This window comes from Morganella sp. BCCO 40_0007 (assembly GCF_032989665.1).
In the GTDB taxonomy this organism is placed as follows: Bacteria; Pseudomonadota; Gammaproteobacteria; order Enterobacterales; family Enterobacteriaceae; genus Morganella; species Morganella sibonii.
In genome coordinates this window covers 1-16394 of sequence record NZ_JAVBIN010000016.1, presented here as the reverse complement: position 1 = coordinate 16394, position 16394 = coordinate 1, and the positions used below count along the sequence as shown (strand labels likewise).

Below are 16394 nucleotides of genomic sequence, written 5' to 3'. Positions count from 1 at the left end.
TTCATCTGTAAGCAACGGGGATTCGCGCCTGACAGCAATGAGTTACCACTTGTCGCGATAAGCAAAGGCCACCTGGTAATCGTGTTCATCCAGGTCAATTTTATGTTTAAGGTGCTTCTGAAGATAAGGAACCCACTCAGAAATAACATCAAACCAACCGTTATTAATTATATTTTCTTTAGGGTTGACTGTCTGAGCAATCACAATGTCGTCATCCCCTAAATCTACTGAATATTCTTTATCAATAAAGTCTTCTGTCTTTTTATCAAACCATTGTAAATGTACTTTCAATCCCATGATTGGTTCTCTCCTTATAAATATTTTTTGATATTGCGTTTCGGATCTGCCGGTTTCAGTTGATTGCCGGTTTTCGGATCAAATGCACCAAGATGCTCTCCGTCACTAGCTCTATACCCCTCCAGCTCACCGTGCTGAGAGTCCCATTCGTAGATTTTACGGCCTTTATCCCCGACCCAACGTGCACGTTTACCTGCGCCACCTTGTTTAGGCGTTTTCTTTTTGCTTGGTTTTAACTCCCCCAACCCTTTAATTTCTTCAACATCTGGTTCAGGGTGGTAACTATGGCCTTTATCCTTAACGCCCTGTCGTTTTTTATCCTGCTCAGCCTTAACCTTATCCTCAGCGGCTTTTTTCTTGTCTTCCGCCTTTTTACGACTTTCCATCGCATCCGACAAGGCTTTTTCCAGCTGACCTATTTCGGTGGAAAGCTGACTGGTGACGGTTGTAAACTCCCGGACCTTTTCATCAAACTCAACCGCTTTTTTAATAAAGCGTCCTTTATGCTGGTATTTATCCAGGAACGGCCGGAACTCCGCCCGTTTATTTTGCAGTACCTGACGTTTATCAGCTAACTGTTTTTCCTTTTCCGTCACCAGTGAGCGGGCGTTGGTCAACGTCGTATTCGCTGCAGCCAGATCCCTCACAGCATCATCCGGTGTTTTAACCTGATTCTGCTCTTTCAGTTCAGCCAGTGTTTTTTCATTCAGTACTTTATTCCCAACTGCATCCGCCAGTTCTTTCTGAATACTGCTGATATCGGCGGTAAGCTGACCGGTGACGGACTTAAACTCGCGGACTTTTTCATCAAACTTAACTGCTTTTTTAATAATGCGCTCTTTATGCTGATATTTATTCAGGAATGGCTGAAACTCCGCCTGTTTACTTTTCAGTACCTGCTGCTTTTCTGCCAGCAACTTCTCCTTCTCAGCGATCTGTGTGTTAATCTCTGCCAGAAACCGGCTCACACCGGCCGGATTATCAGCCACCCACGCATCCCTCGCTTTTTCCGCCTGCTTTGTGGCCTCCTCAGGCGTCACCTGTTTCGTAACCGAAATATAAAGTGGTGCATGGTCACTGCCGAAATCAATCACCGCATGATGGGATATATTGTCTTTTTCTTCCGGGGCGGACAGATACTGTTTCGATACAGGCAGTGACCCCGTTTGAGCCGCAGCGGGTTTTACCTGTTTGGAATTATCAACGGTGATACGCAACGGCTTCATACCCGGAATCACCTGAGCGGTATACACATCCGGTTTGTCGGTTTTCTGTGCTCTGACGACCGGAACCGGTGTGGATTTTACCGGGGTAAAGACCACCGGCCGGGCTTTCGTCAGATCATCAATTACTGCCTGCGCTATTATGCCGGCCGGAATACTCGTATGTTCAGGAATATCCTCAACCGGAACACGGGTCATCTGCTCCGCCGGTAATGTGACTAAGACGTGAGGATTATCAATATCAAAATCTTTAACATGAATGTGAACCTTAGGGTCAGGCGCTATCTGGCTGGGATAAAACAACCCCAAAAGACCGAATACACGTCCGCTGATAACCGTTACATCGGCAAGAAGTGCCATCAGCGCTTCTTTTTGTAACTGACTGAGAGCAAACAGTGTGGCTCCCAGCCCCAGGCTCAGTGTATCCCCGCCGGCATACACCGTTACCGGTGTTCCCGGAGTATCAGTGTAATTCAGTGTTTTCTGATCGTTATTACGGGAGGATGAGGAACCACTACCGCTTCCCCCGTCACCACGGCTCCAGCCATGCTCCCCTTTACTGCTGCCGTTATCTGTATGGTGACCAATGTCACCACGGTTATCCGAGGTAGTTGACCAGCCGTTACCGTGGTCAGTGGTATGACCGCCCAGGTTACTGCCGTCATAACCGCCGCTGTTATTTTTACCCATCGTAAAATCCTTTTTTGCTTAAAAAGCCAGCCCGAAAAACTGTTTATGTACACAGTGAAATGACTGCAAGTCTCACAGTACAGAATGTTAAAAGTCTTTCGGTGAAAATACTTTTCTATTTAAAATTAATAGATTAACAAAAAAGATAAGATGTCTGAGCAGGCAGGACAGGCAAGGGGAACAGGTTTGGAGACTGGCAGGGAGAACAGGAAAACGGCAGGGGGTCCGGATACACACCAACCCCCTTCAGTGACACAAATCTATCCTGAACGTTTATAACGATTTCTGTCACGTTCGGTGCCGCTTTTAATATTCCTTATTTCGTTCGGTTTTTATCGTCAAACCGATGTAATTCCTTAATTGTTAACTGATTTTTCTTTATTACATGCTTATCCGGATTTACAGATAGCTGACCAGCATGCCGAGAAACAGAATAAATCCGACATAGTTATTATTCATAAAGGCCTGGAAACACGGGTCACGCTCACGATCAGCCATCAGGCGCTGCTGATAGACAAATAGCGCACCGGCCAGCAGCAGCGACCAGTAAAAGATCCCGGACAGATTCGCCATCATGCCGGTCCATAACAGCATCAGAATCATCACCAGCTGTAATACGCCGATAATGATTTTATCAAAGCGCCCGAACAGGATAGCCGTGGACTTTACGCCGATTTTCAGGTCATCGTTGCGATCCACCATCGCGTACTGAGTGTCATAAATCACAGACCAGATAATATTGACCGCAAACAGTAACCAGCACACTGCGGGCAGTGATTCACTGACGGCCGCAAACGCCATCGGAATCGACCAGCCGAATGCCGCACCGAGCACCACCTGCGGCAGATGGCTGACCCGTTTAACAAACGGATAAATCCAGGCCAGTGCCAGCCCGGCGACGGACAGCCAGATGGTCATCGTATTGAGTGTCAGCACCAGCCCGAATGACACCAGTACCAGTACGGCAAACAGAATTTTCGCTTCTTTTTCTGTAACATCACCACGCGGCAGCGGCCGGTTTTTCGTCCGCTCCACCGAGCCGTCAAATTTGCGGTCCGCGAAATCATTAATCACACATCCGGCGGCGCGCATGCTGAACACACCAATGGTAAAGATAATCAGAATGTGCCAGTCCGGGATACCTCTGGCCGCTATCCATAACGCCCAGTAGGTCGGCCAGAGCAGTAACAGTGAGCCAATCGGGCGGTCTGTCCGCATCAGACGGCTGTATGCCTGCCACTTGCTGCGTACCATGCTTCGTTCCACGTTATTCTTCTCCGAGATATTCATTTTATGCGGGGTATGCCGGAGAGGCCGGCAGAAAAACCTCAGTCAGCAGCAGCGGTTTACCGGCCAGGCACAACCGCGAACAGCGGGCCCAGTCAGTGCCTGATAGCCCGAAGCGGATATAGTCCCGCGTCAGGCAGCCGCTGGTAAAGAGATAGCGCCCGAGCGGCACATTTCCCATTTTCAGTAACTGCTGCTCTTCCCCTGTCAGCGTCTCCTCCGGCACCACCGTCCGGCCGGTCAGCCAGGGAACCCCGTCACCATATAACACCACCTCCCGTAACCAATAGCGTGAACTGCCGGGCAGATGCATCCGCTCTTCTTCAGTCAGCGCTTCACGGGAGATATATTTTTCACAAGACGGTTTGACCGTCACTTCATTGCAGTGCTGTTCAAAGCGCCGCGTCATCGACCCTAATTCTGATAACCAGTCCAGCACCATTGCGGGGATCGTCTCCGCATTATCAAACCAGCGGACGGGAGGTGTTATCACTGTTTTTGGCATGAATATATCCGGTTATCAGGGGCATGATATGTATTCTGATACACTTTAACAAAACCCGGCGTGAAATGAGCGGGTTACTGACATTTTTTTGTTAAAAATAAAGCCGCTCTGCGCAATGCAGGGCGGCTTTGTTTATAAAACGCGCGGTTAAAGCGAATTGAGCACTAACGCCAGTTTTTAAACCGGTTAATCAGGCCGTTGGTTGAGCTGTCGTGGCTCTCAACCGGCTTGTCATCCGCCAGTTCCGGCAGAATCCGGTTTGCCAGCTGTTTGCCCAGTTCGACGCCCCACTGATCAAACGTATAGATATTCATAATCACGCCCTGCACAAAAATCTTATGCTCATACATCGCGATCAGAGCCCCGAGGCTGAACGGGGTAATCGATCTCAGCAGGATGGAGTTTGTCGGGCGGTTACCTTCAAAGACTTTGAACGGTGCGACATAATCCATATCTGCCGGATTTTTACCCTGTGCGGCAAATTCCGCATCCACCTGTTCGCGGGTTTTGCCGAAGGCCAGCGCTTCTGTCTGCGCAAAGAAATTCGACAGCAGCTTGCTGTGATGATCCCCCAGCGGATTATGACTCTGCGCCGGTGCGATAAAATCACACGGAATCAGTTTGGTGCCCTGGTGGATCAGCTGATAAAACGCGTGCTGTCCGTTGGTGCCCGGCTCACCCCAGATAACCGGCCCGGTCTGATGAGAAACCACCTTGCCATTACGATCAACATATTTCCCGTTGGACTCCATATTGCCCTGCTGGAAATAGGCTGCAAAGCGGTGCATATACTGGTCGTAAGGCAGAATCGCCTCTGTTTCCGCGCCGAAGAAATTGTTATACCACAGACCGATCAGCGCCAGCAGCACCGGGATATTCTGTGAGAATTCTGTTTCGGTAAAGTGTTTGTCCATGGCGTATGCGCCATCGAGCAGTGCGCTGAAGTTGTCATAACCGACAGAGAGCACGATAGACAAGCCAATGGCTGACCACAGGGAATAACGTCCGCCGACCCAGTCCCAGAACTCAAACATATTTGCGGTATCAATACCAAACTCTGCTACCGCATCCGCATTCGTGGACAGCGCCGCAAAGTGTTTCGCCACCTGTGCCGGATCTTCAGCGGCAGCCAGGAACCAGTCACGAGCGGAGTGAGCGTTGGTCATGGTTTCCTGGGTGGTAAAGGTTTTGGATGCGATGAGAAACAGCGTGGTTTCCGGGTTCAGGTGTTTCAGTGTTTCGGCAATATGTGTGCCGTCAACATTGGAGACAAAATGCATTTCCAGATGATTTTTATACGGGCGCAGTGCTTCTGTCACCATATAAGGGCCGAGGTCAGAGCCGCCGATACCGATATTTACCACATCAGTAATTGCTTTGCCGGTATAACCTTTCCACTCCCCGCTGATAATCCGCTCACTGAACACGCGCATTTTTTCCAGCACCGCACGAACCTCAGGCATCACATCCTGCCCGTCAGTCATCACCGGCGTGTTATCACGGTGACGCAGCGCCGAGTGCAGAACCGCACGGTTTTCTGTCCGGTTGATTTTCTCACCGGAAAACATACTGCGGACAGCCCCACGCACATCACACTCATCAGCCAGTGCCAGCAGCTTATCAAGCGTTTCCTGTGTGATACGGTTTTTGGAATAATCCACCAGCATATCTTCGCCGAATGTGGCAGAAAAACGGCTGAACCGGTCGTTATCCTGCGCAAATAAGTCACGGAGATGCACAGTTTTCATTGTGTTGTAATGCTGTTCCAGCGCCTTCCAGGCCGCAGTATCAGTGGGGTTAATATTTTTCATTGCAGCTCTCTTTTCATTGAAAACCAAAACTGAATCGTGTCAACAAAGTGTACTCTGTCCTGACGATAAAGACGTTATGCATCTGTCATTCCGTGATGTTGCTCAAAAAACAGAAACAAAACCAGAGCAGAAACGGAATATTGCAAAAAACGATAATTTGCCTGTCATTATGAAAGATATTGATTATCCGTTAATCAATATTGACTCATTCCGGCAATCCCTATAATTCTATCAGTGTAACACAGCTCACATTTTTCACTTTACGGGATAAGGAATTCATTATGGCGTCAGCATCTTCCGCGCCTGCTCAGCAGGTCATTGCAAAATTCGGTGGTACCAGTGTGGCAAATTATGACGCCATGCGGAAAAGTGCCGGGGTCGTTCTGCAGACCCCCGGTGTGGCACTGGTGGTGTTGTCCGCCTCAGCCGGGATCACCAATGCATTAATCGAATTAGCTCAGGGATGCCCGCGCGCGCAGCGTGAAAAATGTCTGAAACAGATACGCGATACGCAATATGAAATCCTGTCTCACCTGCCGGAAAACGCAGCAGTACAGAATGAGATTGACCGTCTGCTGGGTAATATCACCACATTGTCCGATGCAGCCGCACTGGCAACATCCAGCGCGCTGGTGGACGAAATAGTCAGTCATGGTGAAATTATGTCGACGCTGCTGTTTACCGAAGTGCTGCGGGAACAGGGCGCACCGGCGCAATGGTTTGATGTCCGTGAGGTCATGCAGACAGATGACTGTTTCGGCCGGGCAGAGCCGGATACCGAAGTGCTGCGCACGCGCTGTGATCAGCTGCTTGCCCCGCGTCTGTCACAGGGCACGGTGATCACACAGGGATTTATCGGTCGTGAAGCAACCGGGCGCACCACCACACTCGGACGCGGCGGCAGTGATTACACGGCGGCACTGCTGGCAGAGGCTCTCGGTTGCCAGCGTGTGGATATCTGGACAGATGTGCCGGGGATCTACACAACAGACCCGCGCATTGTGCCGGACGCTTATCCGATTGATCATATTACCTTTGATGAAGCGGCGGAAATGGCGAACTTCGGGGCGAAAATTCTGCATCCGGCCACGCTGCTGCCTGCTGTGCGCAGCGGTATCCCGGTGTTTGTCGGCTCCAGCAAAGAGAGTGGCGCGGGCGGCACCCTGGTGTGTGACAATGATCCGAACCCGCCGCTGTTCCGTGCCCTGACATTACGCCGCCAGCAGACTCTGCTGACACTGCACAGCCTGAAAATGCTGCATGCCCGCGGCTTTCTGGCGGAAATTTTTACTATCCTCTCCCGCCATAATATTTCCGTGGATGTCATTACCACATCAGAAGTCAGCATTGCCCTGACGCTGGATACCGTCGGTTCCACACACACCAACGGTACATTGCTCAGTGATGAACTGACCGCTGAGTTATCAGCCCTGTGCCGCATAGAAGTGGAGCAGGATCTGGCACTGGTCGCCGTTATCGGTAATGAGCTGACCCGTGCACACGGGCTGGGTAAAACGATTTTCAGCGCCCTTGAGCCGTTTAACATCCGCATGATCAGTTATGGTGCAAGCGGACACAACATGTGTCTGCTGGTTCCGGGTAATGATGCCGAAAACATCATCCGCGCGCTTCACCGCGATCTGTTCTGAGCGCTTTTCATTGCGGATAAAAAAAACGCCTGACGCGGTCAGCGTCAGGCGATCAAATCACACGAAACGGGGGTCAACATGAAACACAAGGACGGGTACTTACATACCGTATACTGTCCGCTGTATCACAATGTTGAGCGCTCCTGCATATAAAGAAGAGTAAGACGATCATGGGAGAAAACATAAATAACAATGAATTATTTATCAGTATTATCTCTGCCCCTCACAAAAAATTATACGGTGTATCCCGGGTTTTAACATTAACAAAATTAATGTCGCCACAAAAACAACATAAATATTTTTAATCAATAGTGGCGGGAATTAATTATGCTGATTACGATTACTATCTATGTATTATTACTTCCCGATGAATTAATTTTATTTGCTGATGACACAAAGTAACATCATCTGTCTGACTGGTTACTTTGCCTGAAATATGACCAGACCATCAGCAAACCTGATATCCGCCATGTTTTGCTGCGAATAAATTAAATTCCCGCCAGCCTCTCAGCGCATACTCCAGTGTTTTGTGACTGATCTTACACAGTGATGCGATGTTATTGACCACCAGGTTATTATCTTCCAGCATGTGATCAGTCAGAACACCGGCAATAATAAGACATTCTTCCGGCATGATCCGCCAGGCATCCTGTGTGGCAAATTTGTGGACAGGCACATATCCCTCTTTCGGGCTGCGCCGGCTCAGTAATGCCAGCTCATCCGCTCTCGCCTGTTTAAATGCGGCGATTTCATCCGGTGACGGTACCGGTTCCGGCAATTGCTGCTGATATAAGAAGTGATACACTTCTGATGCCCGGGCGGGAGTCAGTTCGCTTTTCAGCCAGATACGGTTAAAACAGTCATCATCCGGTATGTTGTCGGTATCCAGCACATCGGTGATCTGCATGATATTCAGTGCAGCATTGAGAATACTCTCGTCCAACTCATAATAATGAGGCTGATCTGCTTTCGGCAGCGAATACGCGGGCAGGCACCCGGCAGGTAAAGTATCCTGAATATAGAAACGGTACATTGTCTCATCACTCCCTTTTATGACTGAATCGGATATGCCCGGTCACGGCTGTTGACAGCCATAGTACGGGATAATTGCTTCTCTATAAATGGGGATGAAAAAAACAATGACAAGAGCGGGCTGTCACATCAGATGATAATTGAAGACAAAAGCCCAGCCGGTTAATGTGGCCGGGATAAAAATGATTATACCGTGGCACTCAGTCTTCCGGGTCATACCCCAGATTGGGTGCCAGCCAGCGCTCAAGCTCTTTCACCGGCATGCCTTTACGGGCGGCATAATCCTCCATCTGATCTTTCTGAATCTGAGCCACTGCAAAATAGCGGCTCTGAGGATGACTGAAATACCAGCCGGAGACCGATGCCCCCGGCCACATGGCATAGGATTCTGTCAGACGCATACCGGTATGGCTTTCCACATCCAGCAATTCCCAGATTTTGCTTTTCTCCGTATGTTCCGGACAGGCAGGATAACCCGGCGCCGGGCGGATACCCTGATAGTTTTCACGGATCAGCAAATCATTATCCAGGTCTTCATCCGGGCTGTAGCCCCAGACCGTTTTGCGCACCTGTTCATGCAGATACTCCGCAAAGCCTTCCGCCAGCCGGTCAGAAAGTGCTTTTACCATGATTTTATTGTAATCATCATGTTTCGCCTCAAACTGTGCAGCCAGAGTATCCTCCTCAAGCCCGCCGGTGACCGCGAATGCCCCGAGATAATCCGGAATACCCGGCGGGGCGACAAAATCCGCCAGACAGGCATTCGGGAAATTATCTTTTTTCTGTGTCTGCTGACGCAGGTGATGACTGTATAACAGGATTTCTTCACGGGATTCATCACGGTAAACCGCAATATCATCACCGATCCGGTTAGCCGGGAAGATACCGGCCACACCGCGCGGTGTCAGCGTACCGGTTTTATCCAGCTCATCCAGCATCGCATTTGCATCCTTAAATAGGCGGCGGGCCTCTTCACCGACAACATCATCTTCCAGAATGCGCGGGTATTTACCGGCCAGCGACCAGGTCATAAAGAAAGGTGTCCAGTCAATATAACGGCGCAATACCGAAATCGGTGCGCTGACTGTTTTCACCCCGGTAAACGCCGGGCGCGGCGGTGTGTAGTTATCCCAATCAGGTGTAAAGGCGTTTGCCCGCGCCTGTGCGAGTGTCACCGGGGCTGAACGCGGCTGACGGCGGGCAAACTGGTCGCGGACAACCTCATATTCTTTGCGGGTGCGGGCGACAAATTCATCCCGCTGCTTATCTGACAGTAATGCCGCCACCACCCCGACCGTCCGCGATGCATTTTGTACATACGTCACCGGCCCGCTGTAGTTCGGTTCAATTTTCACTGCCGTATGTGCTTTGGATGTGGTGGCACCGCCGATCAGCAGCGGCAGAGAAAACCCCTGCCGTTCCATCTCTTTGGCCACATGCACCATTTCATCCAGCGATGGCGTGATAAGCCCGGACAGCCCGATAATATCCACTTTTTCCTCAATCGCTGTCCGCAGGATAGTTTCACAGGGTACCATCACCCCGAGATCAATAATTTCATAGTTATTACATTGCAGCACCACACCGACAATATTCTTGCCGATATCATGCACATCGCCTTTGACTGTCGCCAGCAGGACTTTCCCGGCACTGGTGCCGCTGGCTTTCGCAGCCTGAATATAGGGTTCCAGATACGCCACCGCCTGTTTCATTACCCGCGCGGATTTCACCACCTGCGGCAGAAACATTTTACCCTCGCTGAACAGGTCTCCGACCACATTCATACCGTTCATCAGCGGGCCTTCGATCACTTCAATCGGGATATCCGCACGCAAACGTGCCGCTTCGGTATCTTCAATAATAAATTCGGTGATCCCTTTTACCAGTGCGTATTCCAGACGCTTTTCAACATCCCAGCCCCGCCATTCCGCGAGCTGCTGCTGATCATTTTCCCCTTTGCTGCCGCGATATTCTTCCGCCAGCACCAGCAGCCGGTCTGTGGCATCCTCACGCCGGTTCAGAATGACATCCTCCACCGCATCACGCAGTACCGACGGCAAATCATCATAAATGGCCAGTTGCCCGGCATTCACAATTCCCATATCCATACCGTTACGGATGGCGTAATAGAGGAAAACAGCGTGAATGGCTTCGCGTACCGGATCATTTCCCCGGAATGAGAAAGAGACGTTAGATACCCCGCCGGAGATCAGCGCATGCGGGAGTGTCGCCTTAATATCCTTACAGGCTTCAATAAAATCAACCGCATAGTTGTTATGTTCCGCAATCCCGGTTGCGACAGCAAAAATATTCGGATCAAAAATAATATCTTCCGGCGGGAAACCCACCTGTTCGGTCAGGATACGGTAAGCCCGCTGACAGATTTCTGTCTTGCGCTGCCGGGTATCCGCCTGGCCGGTTTCATCGAAGGCCATCACAATCACGGCAGCGCCGTAACGCAGCACTTTTTTGGCATGATCGATAAAGGCAGCCTCTCCCTCCTTCAGGGAAATCGAGTTCACAATACCTTTACCCTGGATGCATTTCAGCCCGGCTTCGATCACCTCCCATTTTGAGGAGTCAATCATAATGGGTACGCGGGCGATATCCGGCTCACCGGATATCATATTCAGGAAGCGCACCATGGCGGCCTGTGAATCCAGCATGCCCTCATCCATATTGATATCAATGATCTGGGCGCCGTTTTCCACCTGGTTGCGGGCAATATCAAGCGCCTCCTGGTAATTACCCTCTTTAATCAGCCGTTTAAACCGGGCTGAGCCGGTGATATTGGTTCTCTCCCCCACGTTGACGAACAGGGAGTTTTCGTCGATGGTCAGCGGCTCCAGCCCCGCCAGACGGCAGGCGACCGGGCGTTCAGGAATGACACGCGGCGGAATATCCGCCACGGCCTGAGCTATCGCGCGGATATGATCCGGCGTGGTACCACAGCAGCCGCCGACAATATTCAGCAAACCGGATTGCGCCCACTCGCGGATATAATCCGCCATATTGGCCGCATCCAGATCATAACCGCCGAACGCATTCGGCAGGCCGGCGTTCGGATGGGTGCTGACACAGCAATCTGCCACACGGGACAGCTCCGCGACATACTGACGCAGTTCAGCAGGCCCGAGGGCACAGTTCAGCCCGAAAGAGATCGGGCGGATGTGGCGCATGGAGTTATAAAAGGCTTCGGTCGTCTGGCCGGTCAGTGTCCGGCCGGAGGCATCCGTGATGGTGCCGGAGAGCATGACCGGTAATTTAACACCCAGCGCCTCAAATTCAGTTTCGACGGCATAAATCGCCGCCTTGGCATTCAGCGTATCGAAAATAGTTTCGATCATAATGATATCCGCACCACCACGGATCAATGCCCGCACGGAGCTGCGGTAAGCCTCAACCAGTGCGTCATAAGAGACATTGCGGTAAGCAGGATCATTCACATCAGGGGAAATAGATGCTGTCCGGTTGGTCGGCCCCAGAATTCCGGCCACATAGCGGGGTTTTTCCGGTGTTTTGCGTGTCCACTCATCAGCACACTCACGCGCCAGTTTTGCTGCAGCCTCATTAATTTCATCAGACAGTGATTCCATCTGATAATCCGCCATGGAAATGACCGTGGAGTTAAAGCTGTTGGTTTCAATAATATCCGCACCAGCTTCCAGATAGGCATGATGAATTTCACGGATAATCGCCGGCTGAGTAATGGATAACAGGTCGTTATTTCCCTTCAGATCGACCGGCCAGTCAGCGAAACGCTCACCGCGATATTCCTTTTCATTCAGTGCATAGCGCTGGATCATTGTTCCCATTGCACCATCAAGAATCAAAATCCGTTGATTAAGCGCTTCTTTTAATACACTGATTTTATTATCCATTTATCTGACTCCGCTCTACAATGCCTGTTTAAATAGCCGTCTGAACGTCTATACTACCACAACTTTCCCTGAGTGCATTAAAGCGCAACCTGAGCGTTTTTCATGTTGATGTGATCCGCACTGGTACTCAACCCTCTTTTTCTGATTATTCGATCCGCACCGAAAGCTTTCTCGTTTCAGCTAAATTTGAGGTGGATCATATTCAGGAAAGAGAATTGCTCATAAAAGTTGCAATCCGCGGCTGATCTATGCCAATGTTACCGGTAACAAAATAAGATTTTGATACTGCAACAGGCCGATTATCAGCACGGAGCTATGACTATGACACATTCTGCGTACCCGCCGGTTCATCCGCGACTTTCAGACATTACCGCCCGCATTGCAGCGCGCTCCCGTGTATCCCGCGCCCGGTATCTTGAAAAAATCAGCGCCGCACGCAGTAAAACCGTTCATCGCGCTCAGCTGGCCTGCGGTAACCTGGCTCACGGTTTTGCCGCCTGCCAGCCGGATGAGAAACAGCAGTTGCGTAATATGGCGCATAACGATATTGCGATTATTACGGCTTACAATGATATGTTGTCGGCCCATAAGCCTTATGAATACTATCCTGAACAGATTAAAGCGGCACTGCACAGCGTAGGTGCCATCGGCCAGGTTGCCGGAGGCGTTCCGGCCATGTGTGACGGCGTGACCCAGGGGCAGGATGGTATGGAATTATCTCTGCTGAGCCGCGATGTTATTGCAATGTCAGCCGCGGTCGGGCTTTCTCATAATATGTTTGATGGTGCGCTCTACCTCGGGATCTGCGATAAAATCGTTCCCGGGATGATGATGGCGGCACTCTCTTTCGGACACCTGCCATCAATTTTTATTCCGGCGGGGCCAATGACCAGCGGCCTGCCAAATAAAGAAAAAGTACATGTCCGTCAGTTATTTGCTGAAGGGAAAGTTGATCGCCGCGCATTACTGGATGCAGAGGCCGCGTCTTATCATGCTGCCGGAACCTGTACCTTTTACGGTACCGCGAATTCCAACCAGATGGTGATGGAAATCATGGGGCTGCATTTGCCGGGAGCGTCTTTTGTCCATCCTGATACACCACTGCGCACTGCTCTGACAGATGCCGCAGCCCGCCAGGTGGTCCGCTTTACCGAAAACAGCGGCAATTACCTGCCGGTCGGGCAACTGGTGGATGAGAAAGTCATTGTGAACGGCATTGTCGGTTTGCTGGCCACCGGTGGTTCGACTAACCTCACCATGCATCTTATCGCCATGGCCGCTGCCGCAGGTATCATCATCAACTGGGATGATTTTTCTGAGCTGTCCGATATTATTCCGCTGCTCAGCCGCATCTATCCGAACGGACCCGCAGATATCAACCAGTTCCATGCCGCCGGCGGGTTACAGCTGATTATCCGTGAACTGCTCAGCCTGGGGCTGCTGCATGAAGATGTGCATACGGTCGCCGGTTTCGGCTTATCGCGCTATACACAGGAGCCATGGCTGGATAACGGTGAACTGAAATGGCGGGAGGGAGCACTCAGCTCTCTTGATGACAGCGTGATTGCATCCGGAAATACACCGTTCTCCTCTCACGGCGGCACCAAAGTGCTGACCGGAAATCTCGGACGTGCGGTGATGAAGACGTCAGCAGTACCTGCGGAGAACCAGATTATTGAGGCACCGGCCATCGTGTTCAACAGTCAGCATGATATCGTGCCCGCCTTTGAGGCCGGAAAACTGAACAAAGATTGTATTGTGGTGGTGCGTTTTCAGGGGCCGCAGGCTAACGGCATGCCGGAACTTCACAAACTGATGCCGCCGCTGGGTGTGCTGATGGATAAAGGCTACCGCGTGGCACTGGTCACCGACGGTCGTTTATCCGGTGCATCCGGCAAGGTGCCTTCCGCTATCCACGTTACTCCGGAGGCATACACCGGCGGGCTGCTGACCAAAGTCCGTGACGGCGATATGATCCGGGTGAACGGACAGACCGGTGAGCTGACACTGCTTGTTGATGAGGCCGTTCTGACGGAACGTCAGAGTATCATCCCTGACCTCAGTGCAGAGCGGGACGGCTCCGGTCGTGAACTATTCAGTGCGTTACGCACGCAACTCTCAGGTGCGGAAGAAGGTGCCTGCTGTATTCGTTTTTATAAAGGTGAGAATGGCGATGAATGATCAGAAATTAGATGCGCAATCCGTTTTAAATGCAGGGCCGGTTGTGCCTGTCATTGTTATCCGTGAACTGCATCAGGCAGTCCCGCTGGCCCGTGCACTGGTCGCGGGCGGAATCCGTGTGCTGGAAGTCACACTGCGTACTGAGTGCGCAATAGAAGCAATCCGCGCCATTGCAGAAGAAGTACCGGAGGCGATTGTCGGTGCCGGCACCGTGATTAATCCGGAACAACTGAAAGCTGTGACTGATGCCGGTGCACAGTTTGCTATCAGCCCGGGTCTGACAGAATCACTGTTACAGGCAGCCGATCAGGGCTCTGTCCCGCTGATCCCGGGGATCGCCACTGTTTCTGAACTGATGGCTGGTATGGCTCACGGACTGACAAACTTTAAATTCTTCCCGGCAGAAGCAAATGGTGGTGTGAAAGCACTGAAAGCCATCTCCGGTCCTTTCCCGGATATCCGTTTCTGCCCGACCGGCGGGATTTCCCTGAATAACTACCGGGATTATCTTGCTCTCAGCAGTGTTTCCTGTGTCGGCGGTTCATGGCTGGTGCCGGAGGATGCACTCCGTGACGGTGACTATGATCGTATTACCACACTGGCAGCACAGGCTGTTGCCGGTGCCGCAGCATAAAGACACCATGCATTAAGTCTGCCTTTTGCCACCGTCCGCGGTGGCTTTTTTTATCAGTCCGCTGTCGGGTTCATGATGCTCAGATCAAACGGTGTTATCTGATAAACACAATAGTTCAGCCAGTTAGCATAAAGCAGATGGCCATGTCCGCGCCAGCTGGATACCGGCGTTTTCGACGGATCGTTATCCGGAAAATAATTCACCGGGACAGCAGGGTCTAATCCGGCATCCGAATCACGCTGATATTCTCCTGCCAGCGTATCCGCGTCATACTCTGCATGTCCGGTCACATAGACCTGACGCTTATCTTTACTGGCAAACAGATAGGCTCCGGCTTCTTCAGAAGCAGCTAAGATCTCAAGATCAGTATTTTCACGGATCATGGCTTCAGGGAATGCCGCGTAGCGCGAGTGCGGAGCGGAAAACTGCCCGTCAAAACCGCGGGTCAGTAAAGCATGCGGCATCAGTGTCTTGTGGGTATACACGCCGGAGATTTTTTCCGGCAGCGTTTGTTTGGGGATATTGTAAAGCGTATTCAGCCCTGCCTGCACCGCCCAGCAGACAAAGAGTGTTGATGTGACGTGCGTCTGCGACCAGCGGATAATTTCATCCAGCTCCGGCCAGTAATCCACATCCTGAAATTCAACCAGACCGAGTGGTGCGCCGGTAATCACCAGACCATCAAAATTCTGCTCTTTTATCTTATCAAAATCACAATAGAAGGCATCCAGGTGCGCCCTTGGTGTATTTTTTGACTCATGATGACTGATACGCAGTAACTGAATATCAACCTGAAGCGGTGTATTGGAGAGCAAACGCAGAAATTGCAGTTCTGTTTCAATCTTTTTAGGCATCAGATTTAAAAACAGGACCTTCAGCGGCCGTATATCCTGAAATTGTGCCCGTGATGATGTCATCACAAAGATATTTTCATCACGCAGATCGGTAACAGCAGGAAGTTCATCAGGGATACGGATTGGCATAGCGGCGGGCTCTCCTTGTTATTTTAGACATCCGGACATCTAAAAATAACGAAAAAGAGCGAGGCAGTCGAGGAAAAAACAGCAAGGTGAATTTATTTCATACAAAAAACAAAACCCCGATAGTTTCCTATCGGGGTTAATGTTTGTTGGCGGAACGGACGGGACTCGAACCCGCGACCCCCTGCGTGACAGGCAGGTATTCTAACCAACTGAACTACCGC

Annotated in this window: 11 protein-coding genes; 3 read left to right on the top strand and 8 right to left on the bottom strand. The window is 50.9% G+C overall.

Annotated features, from left to right (window positions below; genetic code table 11):
* Positions 1-42 precede the first annotated feature (42 nt).
* From R5268_RS17750 to pgi, 5 genes are all read right to left on the bottom strand, one after another.
* Positions 43-297, bottom strand: a complete 255-nt coding sequence (locus R5268_RS17750; protein WP_107680334.1) for a colicin E3-like toxin immunity protein — start codon at positions 295-297, stop codon at positions 43-45.
* Positions 298-311: 14 nt separating this feature from the next.
* A complete protein-coding gene (locus tag R5268_RS17745) occupies positions 312-2210 on the bottom strand; it encodes a colicin E3/pyocin S6 family cytotoxin (protein WP_317420194.1) in 1899 nt (632 codons plus the stop codon).
* A gap of 399 nt (positions 2211-2609) precedes the next feature.
* Complete coding sequence (gene ubiA / locus R5268_RS17740; protein WP_054423578.1) at positions 2610-3464, bottom strand: 4-hydroxybenzoate octaprenyltransferase; 855 nt, start codon at positions 3462-3464, stop codon at positions 2610-2612.
* A 37-nt stretch (positions 3465-3501) separates the two neighbouring features.
* Complete coding sequence (gene ubiC, locus R5268_RS17735; RefSeq protein ID WP_317420196.1) at positions 3502-4002, bottom strand: chorismate lyase; 501 nt, start codon at positions 4000-4002, stop codon at positions 3502-3504.
* 164 nt (positions 4003-4166) lie between these two features.
* The gene (gene pgi / locus R5268_RS17730; protein ID WP_317420198.1) at positions 4167-5813 is read right to left on the bottom strand and encodes a glucose-6-phosphate isomerase; all 1647 of its coding nucleotides are present in this window, start codon (positions 5811-5813) and stop codon (positions 4167-4169) included.
* A 281-nt stretch (positions 5814-6094) separates the two neighbouring features.
* On the opposite strand from pgi, the gene lysC reads away from it, so the two are divergent.
* Complete coding sequence (gene lysC, locus R5268_RS17725; RefSeq protein ID WP_317420199.1) at positions 6095-7462, top strand: lysine-sensitive aspartokinase 3; 1368 nt, start codon at positions 6095-6097, stop codon at positions 7460-7462.
* A gap of 448 nt (positions 7463-7910) precedes the next feature.
* Here lysC and R5268_RS17720 read toward each other — a convergent pair whose 3' ends face one another.
* The gene (locus tag R5268_RS17720; RefSeq protein WP_054423567.1) at positions 7911-8495 is read right to left on the bottom strand and encodes a hypothetical protein; all 585 of its coding nucleotides are present in this window, start codon (positions 8493-8495) and stop codon (positions 7911-7913) included.
* Between the two features lie 199 nt (positions 8496-8694).
* Positions 8695-12375 (bottom strand): methionine synthase, encoded by a 3681-nt coding sequence (metH, locus tag R5268_RS17715; protein ID WP_317420201.1) that lies wholly within the window; start codon positions 12373-12375, stop codon positions 8695-8697.
* Positions 12376-12696: 321 nt separating this feature from the next.
* Between metH and edd the strand changes: the two genes are divergently transcribed.
* Both edd and R5268_RS17705 read left to right on the top strand, forming a co-directional pair.
* A complete protein-coding gene (gene edd, locus R5268_RS17710) occupies positions 12697-14556 on the top strand; it encodes a phosphogluconate dehydratase (protein WP_317420202.1) in 1860 nt (619 codons plus the stop codon).
* Positions 14549-15190: a bifunctional 4-hydroxy-2-oxoglutarate aldolase/2-dehydro-3-deoxy-phosphogluconate aldolase gene (locus R5268_RS17705; RefSeq protein WP_052927737.1), complete on the top strand. Its 642-nt coding sequence runs from the start codon at positions 14549-14551 to the stop codon at positions 15188-15190. Before edd ends, R5268_RS17705 begins: the two co-directional genes overlap by 8 nt.
* A gap of 53 nt (positions 15191-15243) precedes the next feature.
* Here R5268_RS17705 and metA read toward each other — a convergent pair whose 3' ends face one another.
* The gene (metA, locus tag R5268_RS17700) at positions 15244-16173 is read right to left on the bottom strand and encodes a homoserine O-succinyltransferase MetA (RefSeq protein ID WP_317420203.1); all 930 of its coding nucleotides are present in this window, start codon (positions 16171-16173) and stop codon (positions 15244-15246) included.
* Between the last annotated feature and the right edge of the window lie 221 nt (positions 16174-16394).